The organism is Cetobacterium sp., from assembly GCF_977044495.1.
Map to the genome: position 1 here is coordinate 1 of NZ_CDRRQU010000004.1, position 22,883 is coordinate 22,883.

Here is a 22,883-nt window from a genome sequence, read left to right on the forward strand (position 1 = left end):
TGTTAAAGCTTTTATAGATAGTTTAATATTTCTCTTATCTCTTTCAATCTCTATAATTTTTGCTTCAATCACATCTCCAACCTTATACAATTTATGTAAATCTGATGTTTTCTTCCAATCCACCTCTGAAATATGAATAAATCCTCTTGCTTCGTCAAGTTTTACTGTCAGACCAAAATCTAACACATCTAGAATACTTACTTTTACAACTTCACCTAGACTTAACTTATCTATTGCCTCTAGCTCTTTTGCTATAACAATCTCTTTTCTTGATAAAAGAATCTTCTTTCCTTTTTTATCCTCTTTTATCTCTTTTACAACAATCGGTAACTCTTTTCCTACAAACGAATCCCCTTTCTCTACTGGTATTTCTGACAGTGAATTAGGAAGGAATGCTTGCTGATGATATACCTCAACAATATATCCACCTTTTACTCTTTTTAAAACCTTTCCAGTTATAATTTCATGATTTTGAAGTGCTTTCTCCAGTTTTTCAGCTCCAACTTCCATATCAATTCTTTTCTTAGAACCAATTAAAACTAAAGAATCCTCCTCTTCAGCTTGAGACACCACTAGAACTTCAACTTCATCTCCTACGGCGTATCCTGTTAGCTCTTCTGTTCTTACTCTTACAGCCTTTGGCTCTCCAGGTACTTCTAAATATGTAAAGTTTCTATCCATGTTTACAATTGTTCCAGTCACTTTACTTTTTATTTCTTCATCCTCTTTTACTGGCATGTACTCATTTAATAATGCTTCAAAATCTTCGTAGTAATCAAAGTTAGACATTAAAGTTCCCCCTTATTTTATTTTCTATTTTTTTTATTATATCCTCTGGTGTTGATGCTCCAGCCGCTATTCCTACTTTCATATTTTCAGAAAAGATAGACATATTTAACTCTTTTTCATTTTGAACTAAATAACTATTTGGATTCTCAGCTTTTGCTACTTCCAGAAGTTTCTTGCTGTTTGAGCTTTTTAAATCACCTATGACTATTATTACGTCACAGATTTTTGCTAGCTTTTTAGTAGCCTCTTGTCTCTCACTAGTCGCTCCACATATCCTATCAAATATCTGAGCTTTTGAATAGTATTTTTCTAAATATTCTTTTATCTCTAAAAATTTACTTTTGTTCAAAGTTGTTTGAGTCAGTACCGAATAGTTTTTACTCCTCTCTAGGGAACTTTCTTTTAATTCTTCCAAATTTTTTAAAACATTTACTTTTTTTCCAAAGGAGATAATACCTTTTACCTCTGGGTGCTCTTTATCTCCAATGAAGATTATTTCATCTCCCAACTTTTCTCTCTCGATTAATATCTCCTTTATTTTATCCACAAAAATACACGTAGCATCATATATATTTACCTCTTTTTTTTTAAGTATATCTATTATTTGCGAAGTTGTCCCATGAGCTCTTATCACTATTGTGTCCCCTTTTTTCAAAGGATCGGTTCCGTCTAGTATTTCTTTCTCATCAACCATCATAAAACCAATATTTTCCATCTCTTTTACAACATCTTTATTATGAACAACCATTCCTAAAATATATTTTTTAGATATATTTTTTCTGGATATCTCATAACAAGTTTCAACAGCTTTTTTTACACCGAAACAAAAGCCCATCTTTTCAGCTCTTATTATCTCCATTTTTTTACTTTACTCCTCATTAAATTTTTTTACCTCAATCAAATCAACTAGATCTGCTATCATCTCATCCTCGTCTTTTCCATCACACTCCAAGGTTAAAACTCTTCCTTGTTCAGCCGCAAGAAGCATCAACCCCATAATACTTTTTCCATTTATAATTTCATCATCAAATATAACATTTATGTCTGAGTCATATTTACTTGCTGTTTGAACAAATAATGACGACGGTCTTGCATGCAACCCAGCTTTATTTTTAATAGTTACTTCTACTTTTTTCATCTCTGATTTCTCCTTTCAATCTCCTCTAAATATTCATTTAAGATATTTTTTATCTCCTGTGAATCTTTAGCTTTTAATAATTTTATTTTGATCTCTCCTAATTCTGCTATTTTTATCTTTCTAATTAAATTTCTAACTTTTGGGATATACGCAGGAGCCATACTTAAATCCCTTATACCTAAGCTTAGTAAAGCTATAACTGCCTGATTTTCTCCTGCCATCTCTCCACATACTGAAACTTTTTTATTTTTTTTAAGTCCTGCATTTGACACCATATCTATTGCTCTTATTACCGCTGGATCATAACAATCATACAATTTTTCAGCTATTGAACTATATCGATCTGTTGCAAGTATATATTGAGTTAAGTCATTGGTTCCAATAGAAAAAAAGTCTACATAATCGATAAAAATATCTGCCAACACCACATTTGATGGAACTTCTATCATCATTCCTACCTCTATATTTTCCTTAAACTCTTTTCCTTCAAGTAAAAGCTCTTTTTTACACTCTTCCACTAATTCTTTAGCTTCAACTATCTCTTTTAAATTTGTTACCATGGGGTACATCATCTTTATATTGTGATGCGTAGCTGCTCTTAAAATCCCTTTGATTTGATTTTTAAAAAGACTTTTATTCGCTAAAGTTAATCTCATGCCTCTACAACCTAAAGATGGATTCTCCTCATCCACCATCTCGTAATAAGATAACTTCTTATCCGCACCTATATCTAAGGTTCTTATTATTATTGGTTTATTTGGTTGAGTTTCATCAAACTCCCTCGCTATATTTTCATATATTTTTTTCTGCTTTTCTTCATTTGGAAACTCTACAGCCTCCATATATATAAGCTCTGTTCTCAGTAATCCTATCCCATCTGGTCTTTTTCGACTGACTTGAGTTATATCCAATCTACCACCTATGTTCAAGTGTAGATAAACCCGCTCTCCATCTAAAGTTACAGTTTCTTTATCGATAGTTTCCTCTATCTCTTTCATCTTATTTTTATATCTATTTTTTTCTTGTGCATACCTATTTAAGGTTTTTATATCAGGATTAGTTATAACTTTTCCCTCCATAGATGTTGTGTCTAAGATTATTTTATCTCCCCAATCCACAGAAAAAATGTCATTTCCACCCATTAAAGTAGGTATTTCTAGTGCCTTTGTCAATATTGCTGTATGGGATGTTTCTCCTATGTATTCCATTATAATTCCACTTAGCTTTACTCCACTGTAATAAATCTTTAAAAGCTCTGATGGTAGCAACTCTCTAATTACCAAAATTTTACCATTCAAGTTCGAATCCACATCATCTTCATGTGTTAAATTCATTATTATTCTTTCGCTTATATCCTTTATGTCTAAAGCTCTTTGCTTATAGATTGGATCCACTATTTTTTCAAACATCTCTATATACTTATTAGATACCTTTTTTACAACAGCCTCTGCATTATTTTCTTCTTTTTTTATCCCTTTTTTTATATCACTAATGAACTGTGGATCATCTAACATCATAATATGAACAGTTAAAATTTGTAAATCTTCTCTACTTATTTTACCCTCTAAATTACTTTTTATTTGCTTTATGTCACTCTTAGCTTTTTGTACACTGGCTAAAAATCTTTCTATTTCCTCCTCCACTTTTTCGGAAGAGATTTTATAATTTTCAATGTCTATCTTTTTTTTTCTCTCTATATAGGGTTGACCTATAACTATTCCAGGGAAAATGCTTTTACCTATAATAACTCCCATTTTACTCACCCCTTGACCATTAATTGATATTAAAAATTATACCGTATTTCTATTTATTTTTAAACTATTATTTGTTCATGATCCATTAAAAAATATTTTTTAAATATTTCAAAAAAACTATTGACATTTATTTTATTTTGTATTATATTAAATGCAAGATTAGCACTCCTCTTAATTGAGTGCTAATAAAAAGTTAAAAAGGGTGATTTTATGGTTGTCAGCGATAGAGAAAAGCTCGTTCTTAGTGCCATTATAGATTTTTATCTTCTTTCCGGGGAAACGATTGGTTCTAGAGCTCTTGTAAAAAAATATAATATAGATCTATCCTCTGCAACAATAAGAAATGTGATGTCTGATTTGGAGGATATGGGGTTTATTTCAAAAACTCATACGTCTTCTGGAAGAATCCCCACAGATAAAGGCTATAAGTTTTACTTAGAAGAACTTCTCAAAATTGAAAAACTTTCAAGAGAGGAGCAAGCCAGAATTAATTCTGTCTACGATTTTAAAATGAGAGAGTTGGATTCTGTCTTAAAAAAAACTTCAATGCTTTTATCTAAATTAACTAATTATGTTGGAATTGTTATTGAGCCTACACATAAAAAAGAAAAAATAAAAAAAGTTGAACTGGTTCATATTGATGACTATATGGCTATGGCTGTTATAGTCATGGAAAATAAGAGTGTTCGAACTAAAAAGATTTTCTTTGAAGAGTTGTGTAGTCAAAATGAACTTCAAAAGTTATCACAACGAATTAACAATGAAATTAGAAATAGTTCTGTTGAATCTCACGAAATTGAAAAAATTATTGACTTTGTCTATAGTGAAGTAGAGGGAAAACTATTTTTAGAAAACTCCTCTGAAATATTTAGAGATAAGCAGGTTAATGAGATTAGTGATGTTCTAGATATTTTTTCTAAGAGAGAAAAAATAAAAGAACTTTTCGAAGAGGCAATTAAATCTAGACCTTTTAAAGATGGTGAAGTCAATGTCATATTTGGTGAGGAATTAGCTGTAAAAGGACTAGAAGATTATAGCTTTGTATACTCTGTTTATAATATGGATAACTCTCCTGGAGTAATAGGCGTCATGGGACCAAAGAGAATGTCTTATTCTAAGACTATGGGACTCATACAGCATATTACAAAAGAGGTTAGCAAAGTTATAAAAGAAATAAGTAATGAAGGAGATAGTGATGGCAGATAAAGAAATGAAAGAAGAAATAGTTGAAGAAATAATTAATGATACTGATAACATAGAAATAGCATCTCAAGAAGATGAAATAAAAAAATTAAAAACTGAAGTTGAAGATTGGAAAAACTCTTACTTAAGAAAACAGGCTGAGTTTCAAAACTTCACAAAAAGAAAAGAAAAAGAATTTGATGACTTAAAAGCTTTTGCTTCTGAAAAAGTGGTAATAAAAGTTTTAGATATAATTGACAATCTAGAACGAGCTGTTGCTGCTGCTGCTGAAACAAGAGATTTCGATTCCCTAGTTAAAGGTGTTGAGCTAATACTTTCTCAAATGAAGAGTACTGTTACTAGTGAGGGTGTCGAAGTTATCGGAACTGAAAAAGTTACATTTGATCCTCATTTACATATGGCAGTTTCTGTTGAAGATTCAGAAAATCATGCCAATGATGAAATTATAGCAGAGTTTCAAAAAGGTTATAAAATGAAGGGAAAAGTTATTAGACCCTCAATGGTTAAAGTTTGTAAAAAATAAGGTTGAAAAATTCAGATATATTAGGAGGTTTTTTAAATGGCAAAAATTATAGGAATTGACTTAGGAACTACCAACTCATGTGTTGCAATAATGGAAGGGGGATCGGTTACTGTAATCCCTAACGCTGAAGGAGCTAGAACAACTCCATCTGTTGTAAGTATTAAAGATAACGGTGAAATTATTGTTGGAGAGATTGCAAAAAGACAAGCTATCACAAACCCTGCATCAACTGTTCTTTCGATTAAAACACATATGGGAACTGATTATAAAGTTGATATTCATGGAAAACAATATACACCGCAAGAGATTTCAGCTATGATATTAAAAAAATTAAAATCTGATGCAGAATCTTACTTAGGAGAAAAAATTACTGAGGCTGTAATCACTGTTCCAGCTTACTTTACAGATGCTCAAAGACAAGCTACAAAAGACGCTGGAGTTATCGCTGGATTAGATGTTAAGAGAATTATAAATGAGCCTACTGCTGCCGCATTGGCTTACGGACTTGAAAAAGCTGGAAAAGAGGAGAAAGTTTTAGTGTTTGACCTTGGTGGAGGAACATTTGACGTTTCTATCCTTGAAATTGCTGATGGAGTTATCGAAGTTATATCAACTTCAGGAAACAACCACTTAGGTGGAGATAATTTTGACGACGCTATCATAAAATATTTAGTTGAAGAGTTTAAAAAAGAGACTGGAATAGATTTAGCTAACGATAAAATGGCATACCAAAGACTTAAAGATGCTGCGGAAAAGGCTAAAAAAGAGTTATCTACATTGATGGAAGCTCATATATCTTTACCATTTATTACAATGGATGCAACTGGACCAAAGCACTTAGATATCAAATTAACTAGAGCTAAGTTCAACGATTTAACTAGAAACCTTGTTGAAGCTACTCAAGTGCCTACAAAGGATGCATTGAAAGCTGCTGGATTAAATCCATCAGATATCGATGAAATTTTATTGGTTGGAGGTTCTACAAGAATCCCTGCTGTTCAAGAATGGGTAGAGTCTTACTTTGGTAAAAAGCCAAACAAAGGTATCAATCCAGATGAGGTTGTTGCTGAGGGAGCTGCTATTCAAGGTGGAGTGTTAATGGGAGATGTTAAAGATGTATTACTTCTTGACGTTACTCCATTATCTTTAGGAATCGAAACTTTAGGAGGAGTATTTACAAAAATAATCGAAAGAAATACTACAATTCCTGTTAAGAAATCTCAGGTGTTCTCAACTGCTGTTGATAACCAACCAGCTGTTACGATAAATGTATTACAAGGTGAAAGAGCAAAAGCCGCTGATAACCATAAACTAGGAGAGTTTAGTTTAGAAGGTATCCCTGCTGCTCCAAGAGGAGTACCTCAAATCGAAGTTACATTCGATATAGACGCCAACGGAATCGTTCACGTTTCTGCAAAAGATTTAGGAACTGGAAAAGAGAGCACTGTAACTATCTCTGGTTCAACTAACCTTTCTGCTGACGAGATTGAGAGAATGAAAAAAGATGCTGAAGCTAACGAAGCTGAAGATAAAAAATTCAAAGAGTTAGTTGAAACAAGAAATAAAGCTGATATGTTAATTGCTTCTACTGAAAAATCTGTAAAAGATTACGCTGAAAAAGTTACTGAAGATGAGAAGAAAGCTATTGAAACGGCTATTGAAGAACTTAAATCAGTTAAAGATGGAGACAATAAAGAGGCTATAGATGCTGCTATTGAGAAATTATCTCAAGCTGCTCACAAATTAGCTGAAGAAATCTACAAAGATGCTCAGACTAAACAACAAGGTGGAGCCGCTCCAGAAGCTAATGAAACTGATGATGTTGCAGATGCTGAGATAGTTGACTAATATTAGTAATTAATATATACTTTACTTAAGGGATAGAGACAACTCTATCCCTTATTTTAAGAAATGGAGGATTTTTGTAAATGGCTAAAAGAGACTTTTATGAAGTTTTAGGGATTGCTAAGGGGGCATCTGATACTGAAATAAAAAAAGCATATAGAAAAGCTGCTATGAAGTACCACCCAGATAAATTTAGTGGTGCTAATGAAAGTGAGAAAAAAGAAGCTGAGGATAAATTTAAAGAGATTAATGAAGCATACCAAATTCTTTCAGACGAAAATAAAAGAGCACAGTACGATAGATTTGGTCACGCTGCTTTTGAAAATGGTGGTGGTGCCGGAGCTGGTGGCTTTGGAGGATTTAGTGGTGGCTTCGAAGATTTAGGAGATATCTTTGAATCATTTTTTGGCGGAAACGGAGGATTTGGTGGCTTTGGAGGATTTGGTAATTCTCGTCAAAGAGGTCCAGAACCCGGTGAGGACCTAAGGTACAATCTTGAATTAACTTTGGAAGAAGCTGCAAAAGGTGTTGAAAAGACATTGAAGTATAAAAGAACTGGAACTTGTAAAACTTGTCACGGAACTGGAGCTCAAGAAGGATCTAAAATGAATAAATGTTCTAAGTGTAATGGAACTGGAACTATTCATGTTACTCAGAGAACCGTTTTTGGAAACTTCCAAACTGCTCAAGAGTGTGATGTTTGTCATGGTAAAGGTGAAATTCCTGAAAAGAAATGTAAAAAGTGTCATGGAACTGGAATTGATACTGAAACAGTTGAAAAAACTATCAAAATTCCTGCTGGTATTGATGACGGTCAAAAACTTAGACTTTCTGGAATGGGAAACGCTAGTACGGAAGGTGGACCTAATGGGGACCTTTATGTCTACATCACTGTTAAACAGCACCCATTCTTTGAAAGAAATGGAGTGGATATAATCTGTAATGTACCAATCACTTTTGCACAAGCAGCTCTTGGAGGAGACATAGAAATTCCTACATTAAACGGCAAGAAAACGATTAAAGTTCCTGCTGGAACTCAAAACGATAAGATGTTTAGACTAAAAGGAGAAGGAATTAAAAATCCTAGAAGTCCTTACACTGGTGATCAAATTGTTAGAATTAAAATTGAGGTTCCTGTTAACTTAAACTCTGAACAACAAGAACTTCTAAAGAAATTTGACGAAAGCTTGAAAGATAAAAACCATAAAGATAATAAAAACTTTTTCGATAAATTAAAAAACTTCTTCTCTTAAAAATTATTGAAAAGTATACTACCTTATGGTATACTTGTGTTAGAAAAATTATATTATCTCTAAGGGGGCTATAAGATGAATGAATTATTTACTAAATACGGTGGTATGATACTTACTTTTGCTATTTGGGCGGCTGTATTCTATTTTCTACTTATTTTACCAAACAAAAAAAAGCAAAAGAAACATCAAGAAATGTTAGACTCATTAAAAGAGGGAGCTGAAATTGTTACTAACGGTGGTATCAAAGGCACTATATCTAGTATCGGTCCTGAGTTCTTGACTATTAGAGTTGATAAAGGTTGTAACATCCAAGTGCTTAAGAATTCTATTTCAAGAGTTTTAAAATAAAAATATTTACAAAGGATGGAATTGGTATACTTTTCCATCCTATTTTATTATTTTAGGTCAATGGAGAAAATTATGAAAAAATACCTTATATTTTTTATCTTTTGTTTATTTTCATTAACTATATTCGCCAATAATACTATAAAAAAAATCAGGCTCAATAACAATCCTCCACAGTTAGTCTTCGATATCTCTGGTTCTATAAAACCAAAATACAATTCAAGTTATGATGAATACAATAGATTACTATTTCTTGAAATTGAGAAAGTTAAAATGGGAACAAAGTTAAATAGTTCAAGCCTTTCTGGTAAAAATATCGAAAAAATAGATATGATTGATTATGGATCAAATATTGGATTTTTTATAAAATTAAAAAAGGGGTCTGGTCATAAAGTTCACACTTTATCCAATCCGTACAGAATCGTTATCGATTTAAAACCTACAAATTCAGCTAGAAAAGAGTTCACTGTTGCCATTGATGCTGGACACGGAGGAAAAGATCCTGGAGCGATTGGTTTTAACAAATATAAAGAGAAGGATATCGCTTTAGCTGTTGCTAAAAAATTACAAACTAAACTCTCAAAAGATTTCAATGTTGTCATGACTAGAAATAATGACACCTTTATTAGCCTTTCTGAAAGAAGTAGAATTGCTAATCGTGAAAAAGCAGATATTTTTGTGAGCTTACACTTAAATGCTTCTAAAAATTCCACAGCCCAAGGAACAGAAATATTCTATTTTTCAAAAAAATCATCTCCCTACGCTGAAAAAATTGCCTCCTATGAGAATAGCTTCGGTGAAAAATACGGTGAAAAAACAACTAGTATAGCTCAAATAATGGGGGAACTTGCATATAACAAAAACATGGAAAAATCTATAACTATCGCTAGGCCTTTAAATTCCTCACTTTCCAAAAGACTTGGTATGAAAGATCGTGGAATCTATGGAGCAAACTTTGCTGTTTTAAGAGGTTTTAATGGTCCTGGTATTCTTGTAGAACTCGGTTTTATAACAAATAAATCAGATGTTACAAAACTTTCTAAGGATGTAAATCAAAACGTTATGGCAGATGAACTCGCAAATAAAATCAGATCTTTTTTCTATTAGGAGGTTTTATGTCAAATAAATTAAAAATATTTTTAATAATTTTAGCAATTCTTGCTATTTTCACAGGAGTATATTCAAATAAATTAAATGAAAGAAGTAAGACAGTCGTGGCTATCTCCACCCCTACTTCAGAAACTATTCAAAAAACAGAGATTAGCACCCCAATTTTTTTTCCTAATCTAAAAGAGGGAACTCTTTCAAAAGAGGATATTCTTTTAAACTCTAATATCTCCAATAATGAAGATATTCTGAAGGACATAATCTCTCAACTTTTAAAAAAATTAGAAGATAAAAATATCTTAAAAAAAGAAAATTTTAAATATGAAGTATACATAAAAAATAGAACTCTTTATTTAGACTTAGACTCTAAGGTTTTATCTTCTGCTAAAACTCCACAGGAAGAATTACTTTTAATTTACTCTTTTGTAAATAGTCTATTAACTCCGGGCGGAGCAAATGATGTGGTCTTACTTATCAATGGTTCACAAACCGAGAAAGTTAATTTTATCAACATAAGTAAAAGCTATAAATTGAATAGCAATATATAAAATTTTGAGGAGTTTCTACTTTCAGAAACTCCTTTTTAAAAATTTGGAGGAATATTATGAATATAGACTTTTTAAAAAAGGAATTGGCTACTGTTCTCTCTAAAAAAAGATATGAACACTCCATAAGAGTTTTGAATACTGCCCTCGCTCTGGGAGAGATATATAACGCTAATTTGAATGAGATTGCAATTGCATCTCTTTTGCATGACTACGCTAAAGAGTTTACAAGAGAGGAACTTATTAAAATTTCTAAGGAGCACTTCACCGAAGAAACGAAAGACTACATAACTAACGTTGAAATTCTTCATAGCTATGTAGCTTCATATATCGCAAAGGACAAATTTAAAATTGACAATACAGATATTTTAAATGCCATAAAATTTCATACAACTGGAAGAAAAAATATGAGTTTAGTTGAAAAAATAGTCTATGTAGCTGATGCTATTGAACCCAAAAGAGATTATCCCTATGTAGAAGAAATTAGAGATTTAGCTCTAGTAAATCTAAATAAAGCCATTTTACTAGAAGTTAATAAAAAAATCGAGCATCTTATAAAAGGAAATTATGTCATTCATATAAACTCCATTGAGATGCGAAATTGGCTTTTAAAAATAAGCTAATCGGAGGAAATTATGAAAATAAATACAAAATTGAATAAAGAGCTTGATAGATTAAAAAATATATTAAAAGGTAGCAAAGCCCTAACTCTAGATGAGATAACCAAAGCTATGGGATGGTCACCTAAATTAAAAAAAGAAAACAGAGATATTCTTGAAACTTGGCTTAGCTCTGGTGAAATTATGAAAAATAAAAAAAATAAATACAACATACCTGAAAATTTAGGTTTTATAAAAGGCAAATTTTCAAATATCAAGGGTAAATTTGGATTTGTTGATACTGATACTGAAGGATACTTTATTCCTCGAAGCAAATTTGGTACAGCTCTAGATGGAGATACTGTTTTAATAAAAGTTATAACACCTCAGGGAAAAGGAAAAAAAGAGGGTGAAATTGTGGAGGTTCTCGTAAGAGAAAAAAATACAATTATAGGAATTTTTGAAAAAAAAGAGAACTTTGGTTTTGTTAGACCAACTCAATCGTTTGGCAGAGATATCTATATACCTAAAAACTTCTTTAATAAGGCTAAAGATGGCGACTTAGTTGTTGTTGATGTCACTTTTTGGGGAAGTGATGAAAAAAAGCCTGAAGGAAAGATTTTAGAATCAATCGGTAGTCCCTTTGATACAGATAATATGATTAAAGCTTTACTTCTTAGGGAAGGATTATCTGAAGATTTTCCAGATGATGTTATAGCTGAAGCTCGACAAATCTCACCAATAATTTCTGAAGAGGAGATTAAAAAGAGAAGAGATTTAAGGTCCCTTCCTATAATAACTATAGATGGTGATGATGCAAAAGATTTGGATGATGCTGTCTACGTTGAGAAATTAGACAATGGATTTTATAAACTTATTGTTGCCATTGCTGATGTTTCACACTACATTCAAACTGGTTCAAAATTAGATAAAGAAGCCGAAAAAAGGGGAAACTCTGTTTATCTTGTTGATAGAGTCTTACCTATGTTTCCTAAAGAGATTTCAAATGGTATATGCTCTTTAAATCCACATGAAGATAAACTTACATTCTCTGTTGAACTTCTTATTGATTCCCAGGGGAGAACAATAGACATTCAAGCCTACAAATCGGTTATTAAGACTGTTCATAGAATGACTTATAAAAATGTTAATAAAATTCTCGCTAAAGATTCTGAAGTTACTGAAAAATATAGCGATATAGTTGATATGTTGTTCACTATGTTAGAACTTTCCAAAATTATAAGAGCTATAAAGTATAATAGAGGGTCTATTGACTTTGATCTTCCTGAAGTAAAAGTTGTTTTAGATGAAAATAAAAAAGTTAAATATTTAAAAAATATTGAAAGAGGAGAGTCTGAGAGAATCATTGAAGACTTTATGATTATGGCTAATGAGGCTGTTGCAGAAAAGCTCTTCTGGTTGGAAATACCGTCTGTCTATAGAGTTCATGAGACTCCTGACCCAGAGAGAGTAAAAGCTTTAAATGAAACTCTTTCTAGGTTTGGATATAAAATTCACTCCTTTGAAGATCTTCACCCTAAAAAATTCCAATCTATTATTGAAGATTCTGAAGCTAAAGGTATCAATATGATTGTTCATAAGATGATTTTGATGTCTCTTAAACAAGCTAGGTACGGAGTTGAAAACTTAGGTCACTTTGGTTTATCGTCTAACTATTACACACATTTTACATCTCCAATTAGAAGATATGCCGACCTATTGATTCATAGAATCTTGAATATTGCTATTCATGGTTATCCTACTAAAAAAGAGTTTGGAATTCTTATAAACTATCTTCCGGACGTTACAGCTCATATCTCTCAAACAGAAAGAAAAGCTATGAAGGTAGAGGATGAAAGTGTCAAAATTAAAATAGTTGAATATATGCTGGATAAAATAGGAGATGAATTTAAAGCCACTATAGTTGGATTTAATAATAAAAAAATATTCTTTGAAACAGAGGAGCACGTAGAATGTTACTGGGATGTAACAACAGCTAAAAACTTCTACGAATTTGACGAAAATAACTACGTTATGAAAGATTTAGATATGAACCGAGAGTTCCATCTAGGAGATAAAATGGAAGTTTTAATCGTTAGATCCGACTTACAAATGCTTGAAATTGAAGTTGTTCCAACTGAATTTTATCATGATTATACAGACAGAAGAAAAGAGAGGAGATTTTAATGATATTAGCTAATAACAAGAAAGCTTTTTTTGACTACTTTATTGAAGATAAATTTGAAGCCGGAATTGAACTAGTTGGTAGTGAAGTGAAATCTATAAAGGCTGGTAAAACCAGCATAAAAGAATCATTTATTCGAATCATAAATAACGAAATTTTTATCATGGGAATGACCGTTGTCCCATGGTCCTTCGGTAGTGTTTATAATCCTGATGAAAGAAGAGTTAGAAAACTCCTTTTACATAGAGGAGAGATAAAAAAACTACACGAAAAAGTTACTCAAAAAGGTTATACAATAGTACCTCTAAATATTCATCTATCTAAGGGATTTGTGAAAATCGACATAGCTTTAGCCAGAGGTAAAAAAAATTATGACAAACGTGATTCTTTAGCTAAAAAAGACCAACAAAGAAATATCGAAAGAGAAGTTAAGGAACGATATTAGTAAAAAAAGCAGATAAAATATCTGCTTTTTTTACTGCTAAAATTTATAGATTAAACCTAATCCAAACGCATCCACGTGCTTACTATATCTTATATTCTTAACATTTTTATCCGTCACATAATCTACATATGAATAAGCTGCTAACAATTCAAGCTGTGAACTGTATCTATATTTAACTCCTATTGAATACATATTTGCATTTAAAACGTAGTCCGTATCGGTATATGTTTTCTCATTTGCACCTGTATTTGTATATTGATATCCTGCCATTAAAGTCCATCTTTCATACAACTGATAATCCACTCCAACTGCCACCTCATATCCATTGTCATAGTGGTCAAAGTTGTTTAAATCATCACTGGCTTCCTTTATAAAATAGTAGTTCCCAGAAGCCAACAATGTCAGCTTCTCTGTCACTTTATAAGAAGCTCCAATCGCTGCCATTGCCGGTAAATTTCTTTTCCCACTCCCCTCAGTCATCCACTGTTTAATCGCTGGGTCTTTTATAATAGTATTGTAGAACGTATCTCCTATTAGGTTACTTCCTGTTGAATTTATAAAACCTTTTTTCAAGTTATGCTCTTTATTATCAAAATCTAACTTAGTTTCAGTTTCATATCTCATTCCTATATTAAATTTGTCGTTTGGATGATAGTTTAATCCAAGTATTCCAGTCACTCCAAAAGCAGTTCTTTCTGAATCAATATCAAATTTTGCCTTTCCAGAGCCTAGATATCCTCCTAAATTATTATACTCAAAGTTTCCTTCACCTTTGAATTCTCTTTCAGCATCAATTAACCTAACTCCGACTGCACCACTCCAAACCTCATTAAATTTTCTAGCCACTCCACCCTGAAATGCTATATAATAGGATTTTCCATGTATTGTTGATCCACCTACGTATTTTGCCCCTATCGTCTCAAACATTGGATTGCTTGTAATTATTTGTGGAAAAGTTGCTATTCCTCCGGTATATGCTACACTTCCCCCACCTGCTATCGCTCCCGCATGAAAGAAAAATGCTGTCTCACCTTTCTTCTTCACTATCTGTAAACTTGGAACTACTGGAGATGCCTTATCACTTTCAAATCTATAACTACCGTATTCCATGCTGTAATCTTTTAAATGTGTTTGATTGCTCACCTGTATATAGGTACCGTCCTCTAGCCACACAGTTCCAGCAGGGTTATAATATGCCCCTGATACTCCTATCTTTCCTACCATAGCAGGATGTGCCAAGTACTCCGCATCCTGTTGTGAAAGATAATCTATACTTCCTCCCATAACATTTGCTGATAAAATTACTCCTAATAGTATTAGCTGTTGCTTAAATTTCATTGTCTCTCTCCTTCGTCATCTCTAAAGCTTTTTCTATCAGTACATCTCCCATTTCAATAATCTCTTTTTTGAAGGTTTCAAATTCTATATCCATATAAAACCCTGTACAGATTAAGGTCGCATATCCGTGAGAAAAATACCACCCTTTTTTTATGACCCACTCGATTATATCTTCAGGAAATTGATTATAATCTTTATTATTATTAAATCCACTATATATTAAATTTCTAAAATCCTCCATTATTTGATCCATAAACTCTCTTGGCAATCCTTCTCTTAAAAAAATTGTTCTAAATAACGCTTTCTCCTCCTTTGCGAAAAGACATATTCCAATTCCTATATTTAAAATTGACAAATCTGTATAATCACGTTTTGTGTATTCAAAAAGCTTTGTCTTAGCTTTTTTAGATAGTTCATTTTTTAGTTCTTCCATGGACTTAAATGCTGAGTATATGGCAATCGTTGACACTCCCAATTTTTTAGCTATATTTCTTGCTGTCACTTCTTTTAAGCTCTCGCTATTTAAAATTTCAAATGCACTATTTAAAATTTCTTCTCTGGTAAAATTAGGTCTTCTTCCCATTTTTTCTCCTATATGTTATGATATTTTTTAAACATGTTCTACATTATACCTTATTGTACATATAAATTCAAGTTTTTTATTATATACTATTGTTATGAAATTTTGTTTTTTTATTAAATATCGTTATTAAATAACTTCAATAAATACAAAAAGAGGCTCTCAAATAGCCTCTCTCCATAAAAAATTATTAAAAATAAATTCTTACTATCCCTTTATAACTTTATCATTAGACTCCATAAAAGCCAAATACTCCTCTTTTGTCATCACTGGTCTAAAATTACCTAAAATCTCTTTTGCTTTTTTTCCCTGTGCAAATAATAGGTCGACAACTGTTAATGCTAAAGCTTTTGCTGGCATTAGTATAGCAACTTCATCATCCACAGTTTTAAACTCTCTCGTATGAAGAGCTCCTTTTATTCCACCAAACATTGGATGAAGAGTCGGCATTATATGAGATACATCTCCAAAATCAAAAGACCCCGTGAAATCTCCACCTTTAATCATATCCTCTTTCAATCCTAAATACTCTAAATTTCTTTCTAAAACATCTTCCATAGAATCATGTCTTAAAATTGGTAAATATCCTGGAATTTCTGTTATTTCTATTTCAGCTCCCACCGCATAAGCACCCGCTGTTAATCCTCTATTTACTTTTTTATTGGCATCAATCATACCTTCTATTGTTCTAGCTCTCACATACGCCTCCATTCTAACATCAGCTGGAACCGAATTTACAATATCTCCACCTTTTGTTATGATTGGATGAAATCTCACTCTGTCACTCTCTTTAAATGTCTCTCTTTGAGCGTGTACATTGTTTATTCCTAGCATTGCTGCATTTAAAGCGTTTATTCCTTCATGCGGTGCCGAACCTGCATGAGCTTCCTTTCCTATGAACTTCACTGTTTTTCCTATAAAGCCATTACTTACAGGACCTGTTAGCACTTTTTTATCCCCCAAATCTAAAGCATGGAACATAACAGCCATATCTACATCATCAAAAGTCCCATTATATATCATCTCTTGCTTTCCACCAAAATATTTTATTTTTCCATCAGCTCTAAGTTGAGTTCTATATCCTAGCTCCACAAACTCTTCCGCTGGAGTAGCTATAAAATCAATCTTTCCTCCAAGTTCACTTAAAACTCCTGATTTTATCAATCCCGTTGCTGCTCCCAACATTCCGGCAATCTGTATATGATGTCCACAAGCGTGAACTGCTCCTAGCTCATTTGAGTCTAGATGGTCACTACAAGATATTGCATCCAGTTCACCTAATATAGCTACCTTAGGTCCTTCTACATCCATATTTGATCTTGCTCTACATCCTGTATAAGCTATCCCTTCTTCCACCTCTAATCCCAATTCATTTTTAAAATAGCTAGAAACTATTTTAGTCCCTTTAAACTCTTTATATCCAAATTCTGGGTTATCATACATATCCTGTCCCGCTTTTAATATTAACTCTCTGTTTTCATCAATAGCTTTTACTACTCTCTCTTTAATTTCATTTATGTTCATCATTCTCTCCTTAAATCTATCTAAGTATTTAATTAAATTGCCCCTTGTAGTTTTAGAACTGCTTGTGCTATCAGAGCACAAGCAAAGAAAATTGTTGTAAATACAACCAATGCTATTATTACTATCTTCCAAGACATTGCTTTTAACTCTTCTATTTTATTTCCCACAGATATTCCTGCAAAAGCAAGTAGTGGTGTACATAAAGGCATAAATTCAACTGTTCCAATCTGTGGTACAAAAAATTTTGATATCGGCAATGCCGGTATACTCACAATCATTCCAACTATAGTCGATAAAGCATAAGCTGGAAGTGGAAATTTTGGAAAAATATCTTTAACAATAAAACATCCCAGTGCTAAAATAATTATTAAAATCATTCCCGGAATAGCCCCGATAAATTGTTTTTGTAATCCAATAGCTTGTCCAGCTAAAACTATAACCCCTGCCATCGACATAAGTATAAAATATAGCATATATTTTTTTATATCTAAACTACGCATTTTGCTTCACTCCCTTTTTTGAAAACTTTGGAGATAACTTTTTATAATACCATTCTGTGAATGGCAAGGATATAAAAACAAGTATATTTACTCCTGTTAACCCCGATAACATATTGCTTGTTGATGCATAAGCAAAAACTTGATCCGCATATTGTGTTCCCACAACTTCAGCCAAAGAGGAGGCTGCCGCAGTCATCATACTTCCACTTCCTACTCCACACGCCATTCCTAATGCCAATGGATGAATTCCTGTATATATAGCTAACGATCCCAATACTCCAAAATATATTGTTCCTACAATTGTTCCAGCTAAATAAACTCCAAGCACTCCACTTCCTTCAAGTGATGAGATTCCATATTTCTCTCCAATTACTCCCAGAGAGGCTTCCCTACTTATACTTGATCCAGCTCCAATAGCTTCTCTTGTCAATCCTAATTTCAGTGCCAATGGAACAGCCACTAGAGGTGCTAATACGTGTCCTAACTCCTGTGCTAAAAATGCTGGACCTGCTTGGATAATTTTATCTAAATTAGGTCCTACAAATGTTCCTAGTTTTATTCCGAGCATTAAAAGAATCAACATAACCATGTCGCTGGCTATTTTCATCTCTTTTTCCCCAATAATCTCTCTCAATTTTCTGATTTTCTTTCCCAATAGATCTGGTGTTAATGTCATTCCAATAATTACAGCGAATAACATTGGGAATAGTGCTACCTTTCCCAATTGAATTTTTCCAACTTTTTCACAGACCAGTGAAATAATTGTTACCACTAAAAATACATTAATTGTGTTTTTGTTCATAGTGCTCACTCTTCCTTGATATAATTTTTATACAAGTTCTATTCGTCTCAAATAGGACTTTAATTGTTATAAAAAATAATACTATTTTTCGAATTTTATGTCAAGTTTTTTTCGAATTTTTCTTTTTATTTTTAATTATAATGTTTTGTTTCAGGACTTTAAAATATATATAAAATAAAAAGAGACGAATAGACTTCATCTCTTTAAGCTAAAAATTAAATCTTATAACTCTTCTTGGACGCCCTGCACTTGTACAAACTTCATACTCTATTATTTCAGCGTAACCGCTTGTTATAATCGGTTTAATTATCCTATTTACACTTCTTTCTGTTATTTCTAAAATTTCTGAAAGCTCCTTGCTTGTGAACTCTCTTTTACCAAAAGTTTTATGTAGTGCCCGTAACTTTGATAAATACTTTGGAGTTATTCCTATTTTTTTAGCCTCTTTTTCAAAATTTTCACTTATTTTAGTTGAATAGTCAAATCTAGTTTTTTTATAGAGAGGACCTCTTATTTTATTATCTGAAAAAAGGAAAATCTCTCCCTTATTATTTACTAAACTTATATTTAAAGCTTTTTTGGCATTTATCGTAGCTCCTTGGATGTTTTCTGCATATCCAATTCCAACTGCCACTTTTGCTCCTAAAATATCTATCTCATTTATTATTTTTAAAAAATTAATCTCATTTTCCTCTGTTTCCAATATCTTCTGAGTCGTAAAAAAGATATATTCATCCTCTGAAATCTCTTGATAATTGCCGTGTATATTTTTTGAATACTTTAAAAATATACCCTCTAAGCCTGTTTTAAAAGCTATTTTATCACTTTCTGTTTCATCTTTCCTATATTTTTTTACAACTTTTACTATCTTTACCCCGATTCTATTCTTTATATTCTCATTAATTTTTATATCTTTTAAAAGTGCTTCCATTTGACCACTAATCTCATTTTTTGTCGATTGCAATCTATAGACTGGTTTTTTCTTGCTCTTAAAATAGTCGTAGACATATCCAAAAGCTGTCAATATACAATGAACCTCTCCTTTAGCTAAATTCTTAATGTGTTCATCTAAAAAATCTAGTTCTGTTTTGTCCTCTTCATATTCTTGGACATCCACTTTAGCCAACGTTATTCCAAATTCATCAAGAGTATCCAATAATATATCTTTTTCAACTATATCAAATCCCACTTTTAAATCATTTATATTGGGATAGTTTTCTCTCACTTCCCAAAGAGCCTTTAAAATACTATCAGCTTCTCTATTTGAGTAAACTGTCGGCACATTTAATCCCAATTTGCTCACAATTTCTGAATGAACACCTATCCCAGTAGAAAATACTCCGTCCACTCTCCCCTTCAAATCTTTTAAACTTTCAATAGAGTCCCTTAGCTGTTTTATTTCATAAGGTAAAAATCGTATGTGAGAATATTGTAGTTCTAGAGTTTTTAAAATTTTTTTTACTGAGTCCGGATAGCCAATAATAGCAATTTTCATTCTCTACGCTCCCTAAATAATTTTTTATTTCCCACAATATTTTTTTCTAGATTTAAGAAGTTCACAGTTTTATAACTATTCATCTTCTTCGTTAAACTCCTCCGATATGTTTTTTAGATTCTCTAACTCTTTTTCTATTTTTTTTACTTTCTTATAAATCTCATTTATTCTGAATTCTAAGGAATTTAAAATCCAAAATTGAAAATGACTGGCTCTCTGTGATTCATAAAACATCCATATCAATTTTATTACACTGAATAAAATAGCTACTTGAACTGCTAATGTTGGAGTTATCCTATTGAATACTCCACCAAAAATTAACAGTGCTGCTATTATTACTATCAAAAGTATATTTATAATTTTATTTTGTTTACTGTTTACTCCACCTATCTGACCTACAATATTCCTAATTCTTTCTTTTTCTCTTTGAAACTCCTGTAACTCTTCTCTTAACTGCTCTTCTCCTCTCAAGTTTAGCCTCCTTTGTATTTTATACTCCCCAATCTCTTGGATATCTAAACTCTCTTCCTATGGTTCTTGTAGATATCTTTGCTATTAAAGGAAGTTTTCTTTTGTATTGAGACATTTTAATTTTCCAGATAATTTTATTCACAATCTCCTCTGGATAACCTTTTTTTATAATCTCATCTTTTTTTTCTCTCTCATCTATTAAAGCAAATAAAATCTCATCTGCCACTCTGTATGAAAATCCTAGTTCACTCTCATCAGTTTGACCCTCCCATAGGTCAGCACTTGGTTTTTTATCTATCAATGGTTGCGGTATTCCCATATACTTTGACAGTTCCCACACTTGAGTTTTATACAAATCTCCTATGGCATTGATAGCGGATGCCGCATCACCAAACTGTGTACTATATCCCAATAACATCTCTGTTTTATTTGATGTTCCCAAAACTAAAGCTTTTTCTTTAGCGGAGTAATCAAACAGAATACACATTCTTTCTCTTGCCATCCTATTTCCTTTTCTTAATCCATCCATGTCTGGATTCATTTGAAAATATGGTTCTACCATTGGAGTTATTTCTATTAGCTTTGATTTTATTCCTAAATCCTCTACAACTAACTTGGCGTGTTCAACACTTTCTTTACTTGAAGTTTTATAAGGCATAAGTATTCCCAAGACATTTTCTGGTCCAAAGGCTTTCGCAGCTAAATATGCCACTAATGCTGAGTCTATTCCACCTGAAAGTCCTAAAACGACCTTTGAAAACCCCACCTTTTTAGCTTCCTCTCTCAAAAAATCAACCAGTATCTCTTCAACCAAATTTAACTCTAAATCTAATTTGCAACCCATCTTTTTTCTCCTACTTATATAAGTTTTTAATCTCTTCAGCTATATCCATATCCAAGCCAAACTTACCTAATTTACAAGCTCTATAGTCTCTTAAAAGTGTATACGTCGCCTGCTGAACATTTAAGTTTCCGCCCTTTTGTAACATATTCATTCTAAGGGCTATCGCTTCTATTATTCCAGCACTAACTTGTTCAAAATCTTCATCTAAAAGTTTATATTTTTCTTTTAAAACATCTTTTTTTCCCATTTTTAACATTTTTTCTATTAAAACACACGCCACTTCATCTATTGGAAGAATTTCATCTCTAATAGCCCCTGTTATTGCTAAATTATAACCAACCTCTTGGTTTTCAAATTTTGGCCACAAAATTCCAGGAGTATCCAGAAGTTCTAAACCTTCTTTGATTCTAATCCACTGCTTTCCTCTTGTAAAACCAGGTTTATTCCCCACTCCAGCACTGCTTTTCCCAACTATTCTATTGATTAATCTCGATTTTCCAACATTTGGAATTCCCGCCACCATCAATCTTGTATTAACTTTTCTTAAGCCTTTTTTTAACAATCTTTCTTTTTTTTCTTTAGAAACTTTTTCTATTATTGTATAGAGAGTCTTTATATTAAAACCCGTCTCTGCTGATAATTCTAAGACTTCGTCTGCAAAATTGTTTTCTTTAAAAAATTTTTTCCAAAAATTAAGTTCCTCTTTTGTAACCAAATCTGATTTATTTATTACAATTACTCTTTTTTTATTTTTTGCAAAACCAGCTATATCAGGGTTTTTACTTGATAAAGGAATTCTTGCATCTACAACTTCAAGAACAATATCTATTAATGGCATATTTTCCTTGATTAAATCCTTTGTTTTTTTCATATGCCCCGGATACCAGTTAATTTTTGTCATTGACATTTATCTCTCACCTCTACTTCTCATTCCCCTTTATTAAAAGAACTATCTCTCCTTTTATAGGGTTTTTCGAAAGCTTCTCTATTAATTCAGTGGTTGTACCTCTTAATATCTCTTCGTAAATCTTTGTAATCTCTCTTACGATTACAACCTCTCTTACGCCAATAAAAGTCTCTATATCTCTTAACGTTTTCTCAATTCTATGTGGAGACTCAAATATTACAATTGCCCTCTCCTCTTCCGCTAAAGATTTTAAAAGAGTCTGTCTCCCCTTTTTCTTTGGCAAAAATCCTTCAAAACAAAATCTTCTGGTTGAAATCCCTGCAACCGAAGCTGCTGCTGTCATTGCGCTTGGTCCTGGAATAGGTATAACTTTTATACCTCTTTTTAAAGCCTCGTCCACCACTTCAAACCCCGGGTCTGATATACAGGGAGTTCCTGCATCTGTTACTAAAGCAATTTTATTCCCATTTTCCAACATATTTGCAATGTTAGAAACTTGATGCATCTTTGTATGCTCATCATATCTATATACTATTTTTTCTATTCCCAAATGATTTAATAATTTTTTTGTTACCCTTGTATCTTCCGCAAAGATAAAATCTACCTCTTCAAGAGTTTTTATGGCTCTCAATGTTATATCGTCTAAATTACCTATAGGTGTTGCTACTATATAAAGCATTTTTTACCTCAT

General features: G+C 32.2%; 24 protein-coding genes. 10 read left to right on the forward strand and 14 right to left on the reverse strand.

Annotated elements, in window-relative coordinates:
* The 4 genes from ACWI69_RS01505 to ptsP form a co-directional block, all read right to left on the reverse strand.
* On the reverse strand, positions 1–789 hold a 789-nt coding region (locus tag ACWI69_RS01505), incomplete at its 3' end, for a S1 RNA-binding domain-containing protein (protein WP_448820101.1).
* Positions 782–1,648 (reverse strand): 4-hydroxy-3-methylbut-2-enyl diphosphate reductase, encoded by an 867-nt coding sequence (gene ispH, locus ACWI69_RS01510; RefSeq protein WP_448820102.1) that lies wholly within the window; start codon positions 1,646–1,648, stop codon positions 782–784. The genes ACWI69_RS01505 and ispH, both read right to left, overlap by 8 nt.
* A gap of 9 nt (positions 1,649–1,657) precedes the next feature.
* The gene (locus tag ACWI69_RS01515) at positions 1,658–1,927 is read right to left on the reverse strand and encodes an HPr family phosphocarrier protein (protein WP_448820103.1); all 270 of its coding nucleotides are present in this window, start codon (positions 1,925–1,927) and stop codon (positions 1,658–1,660) included.
* A complete protein-coding gene (gene ptsP, locus ACWI69_RS01520) occupies positions 1,924–3,681 on the reverse strand; it encodes a phosphoenolpyruvate--protein phosphotransferase (RefSeq protein WP_448820104.1) in 1,758 nt (585 codons plus the stop codon). The genes ACWI69_RS01515 and ptsP overlap by 4 nt, the downstream gene beginning before the upstream one ends.
* A gap of 210 nt (positions 3,682–3,891) precedes the next feature.
* On the opposite strand from ptsP, the gene hrcA reads away from it, so the two are divergent.
* The 10 genes from hrcA (at position 3,892) to smpB (ending at position 13,731) form a co-directional block, all read left to right on the forward strand.
* The gene (gene hrcA, locus ACWI69_RS01525; protein ID WP_448820105.1) at positions 3,892–4,887 is read left to right on the forward strand and encodes a heat-inducible transcriptional repressor HrcA; all 996 of its coding nucleotides are present in this window, start codon (positions 3,892–3,894) and stop codon (positions 4,885–4,887) included.
* Positions 4,877–5,407: a nucleotide exchange factor GrpE gene (gene grpE / locus ACWI69_RS01530; RefSeq protein ID WP_448820106.1), complete on the forward strand. Its 531-nt coding sequence runs from the start codon at positions 4,877–4,879 to the stop codon at positions 5,405–5,407. Before hrcA ends, grpE begins: the two co-directional genes overlap by 11 nt.
* A gap of 36 nt (positions 5,408–5,443) precedes the next feature.
* Positions 5,444–7,255: a molecular chaperone DnaK gene (gene dnaK, locus ACWI69_RS01535; protein ID WP_448820107.1), complete on the forward strand. Its 1,812-nt coding sequence runs from the start codon at positions 5,444–5,446 to the stop codon at positions 7,253–7,255.
* Between the two features lie 80 nt (positions 7,256–7,335).
* On the forward strand, positions 7,336–8,505 hold the full coding sequence (gene dnaJ, locus ACWI69_RS01540; RefSeq protein WP_448820108.1) for a molecular chaperone DnaJ: 1,170 nt from the start codon (positions 7,336–7,338) through the stop codon (positions 8,503–8,505).
* 75 nt (positions 8,506–8,580) lie between these two features.
* A complete protein-coding gene (gene yajC / locus ACWI69_RS01545) occupies positions 8,581–8,853 on the forward strand; it encodes a preprotein translocase subunit YajC (RefSeq protein WP_448820109.1) in 273 nt (90 codons plus the stop codon).
* Between the two features lie 72 nt (positions 8,854–8,925).
* Complete coding sequence (locus ACWI69_RS01550; RefSeq protein ID WP_448820110.1) at positions 8,926–9,957, forward strand: N-acetylmuramoyl-L-alanine amidase; 1,032 nt, start codon at positions 8,926–8,928, stop codon at positions 9,955–9,957.
* An 8-nt stretch (positions 9,958–9,965) separates the two neighbouring features.
* Positions 9,966–10,505 carry a GerMN domain-containing protein gene (locus ACWI69_RS01555; protein WP_448820111.1) on the forward strand — a complete coding sequence of 180 codons (540 nt, stop codon included), beginning with the start codon at positions 9,966–9,968 and terminating at the stop codon, positions 10,503–10,505.
* Positions 10,506–10,561: 56 nt separating this feature from the next.
* Positions 10,562–11,125, forward strand: a complete 564-nt coding sequence (gene yqeK, locus ACWI69_RS01560) for a bis(5'-nucleosyl)-tetraphosphatase (symmetrical) YqeK (RefSeq protein WP_448820112.1) — start codon at positions 10,562–10,564, stop codon at positions 11,123–11,125.
* A gap of 12 nt (positions 11,126–11,137) precedes the next feature.
* The gene (gene rnr / locus ACWI69_RS01565; RefSeq protein WP_448820113.1) at positions 11,138–13,288 is read left to right on the forward strand and encodes a ribonuclease R; all 2,151 of its coding nucleotides are present in this window, start codon (positions 11,138–11,140) and stop codon (positions 13,286–13,288) included.
* Positions 13,288–13,731, forward strand: coding sequence for an SsrA-binding protein SmpB (gene smpB, locus ACWI69_RS01570; RefSeq protein ID WP_448820114.1), 444 nt, complete (start codon positions 13,288–13,290; stop codon positions 13,729–13,731). The genes rnr and smpB overlap by 1 nt, the downstream gene beginning before the upstream one ends.
* A gap of 36 nt (positions 13,732–13,767) precedes the next feature.
* Here the strand turns inward: smpB and ACWI69_RS01575 are convergent, their stop codons facing one another.
* From ACWI69_RS01575 to rsmI, 10 genes are all read right to left on the reverse strand, one after another.
* Positions 13,768–15,069 carry an OmpP1/FadL family transporter gene (locus ACWI69_RS01575; protein WP_448820115.1) on the reverse strand — a complete coding sequence of 434 codons (1,302 nt, stop codon included), beginning with the start codon at positions 15,067–15,069 and terminating at the stop codon, positions 13,768–13,770.
* Positions 15,059–15,652: a TetR/AcrR family transcriptional regulator gene (locus ACWI69_RS01580; RefSeq protein WP_448820116.1), complete on the reverse strand. Its 594-nt coding sequence runs from the start codon at positions 15,650–15,652 to the stop codon at positions 15,059–15,061. Before ACWI69_RS01580 ends, ACWI69_RS01575 begins: the two co-directional genes overlap by 11 nt.
* A gap of 204 nt (positions 15,653–15,856) precedes the next feature.
* Positions 15,857–17,173, reverse strand: coding sequence for an amidohydrolase (locus ACWI69_RS01585; protein ID WP_448820117.1), 1,317 nt, complete (start codon positions 17,171–17,173; stop codon positions 15,857–15,859).
* A gap of 32 nt (positions 17,174–17,205) precedes the next feature.
* Positions 17,206–17,673, reverse strand: a complete 468-nt coding sequence (locus ACWI69_RS01590; RefSeq protein ID WP_448820118.1) for a hypothetical protein — start codon at positions 17,671–17,673, stop codon at positions 17,206–17,208.
* Positions 17,666–18,475, reverse strand: coding sequence for a DUF3100 domain-containing protein (locus ACWI69_RS01595; protein ID WP_448820119.1), 810 nt, complete (start codon positions 18,473–18,475; stop codon positions 17,666–17,668). Before ACWI69_RS01595 ends, ACWI69_RS01590 begins: the two co-directional genes overlap by 8 nt.
* A gap of 208 nt (positions 18,476–18,683) precedes the next feature.
* Positions 18,684–19,970 carry a hypothetical protein gene (locus ACWI69_RS01600; RefSeq protein WP_448820120.1) on the reverse strand — a complete coding sequence of 429 codons (1,287 nt, stop codon included), beginning with the start codon at positions 19,968–19,970 and terminating at the stop codon, positions 18,684–18,686.
* A gap of 75 nt (positions 19,971–20,045) precedes the next feature.
* Positions 20,046–20,441, reverse strand: a complete 396-nt coding sequence (locus ACWI69_RS01605; protein WP_448820121.1) for a hypothetical protein — start codon at positions 20,439–20,441, stop codon at positions 20,046–20,048.
* Between the two features lie 19 nt (positions 20,442–20,460).
* Positions 20,461–21,285 (reverse strand): NAD+ synthase, encoded by an 825-nt coding sequence (locus tag ACWI69_RS01610; protein WP_448820122.1) that lies wholly within the window; start codon positions 21,283–21,285, stop codon positions 20,461–20,463.
* Between the two features lie 10 nt (positions 21,286–21,295).
* Entirely contained in the window at positions 21,296–22,192 is an 897-nt protein-coding gene (ylqF, locus tag ACWI69_RS01615) for a ribosome biogenesis GTPase YlqF (RefSeq protein WP_448820123.1), read from the reverse strand.
* 13 nt (positions 22,193–22,205) lie between these two features.
* Positions 22,206–22,871: a 16S rRNA (cytidine(1402)-2'-O)-methyltransferase gene (gene rsmI, locus ACWI69_RS01620; protein ID WP_448820124.1), complete on the reverse strand. Its 666-nt coding sequence runs from the start codon at positions 22,869–22,871 to the stop codon at positions 22,206–22,208.
* Positions 22,872–22,883 lie beyond the last annotated feature (12 nt).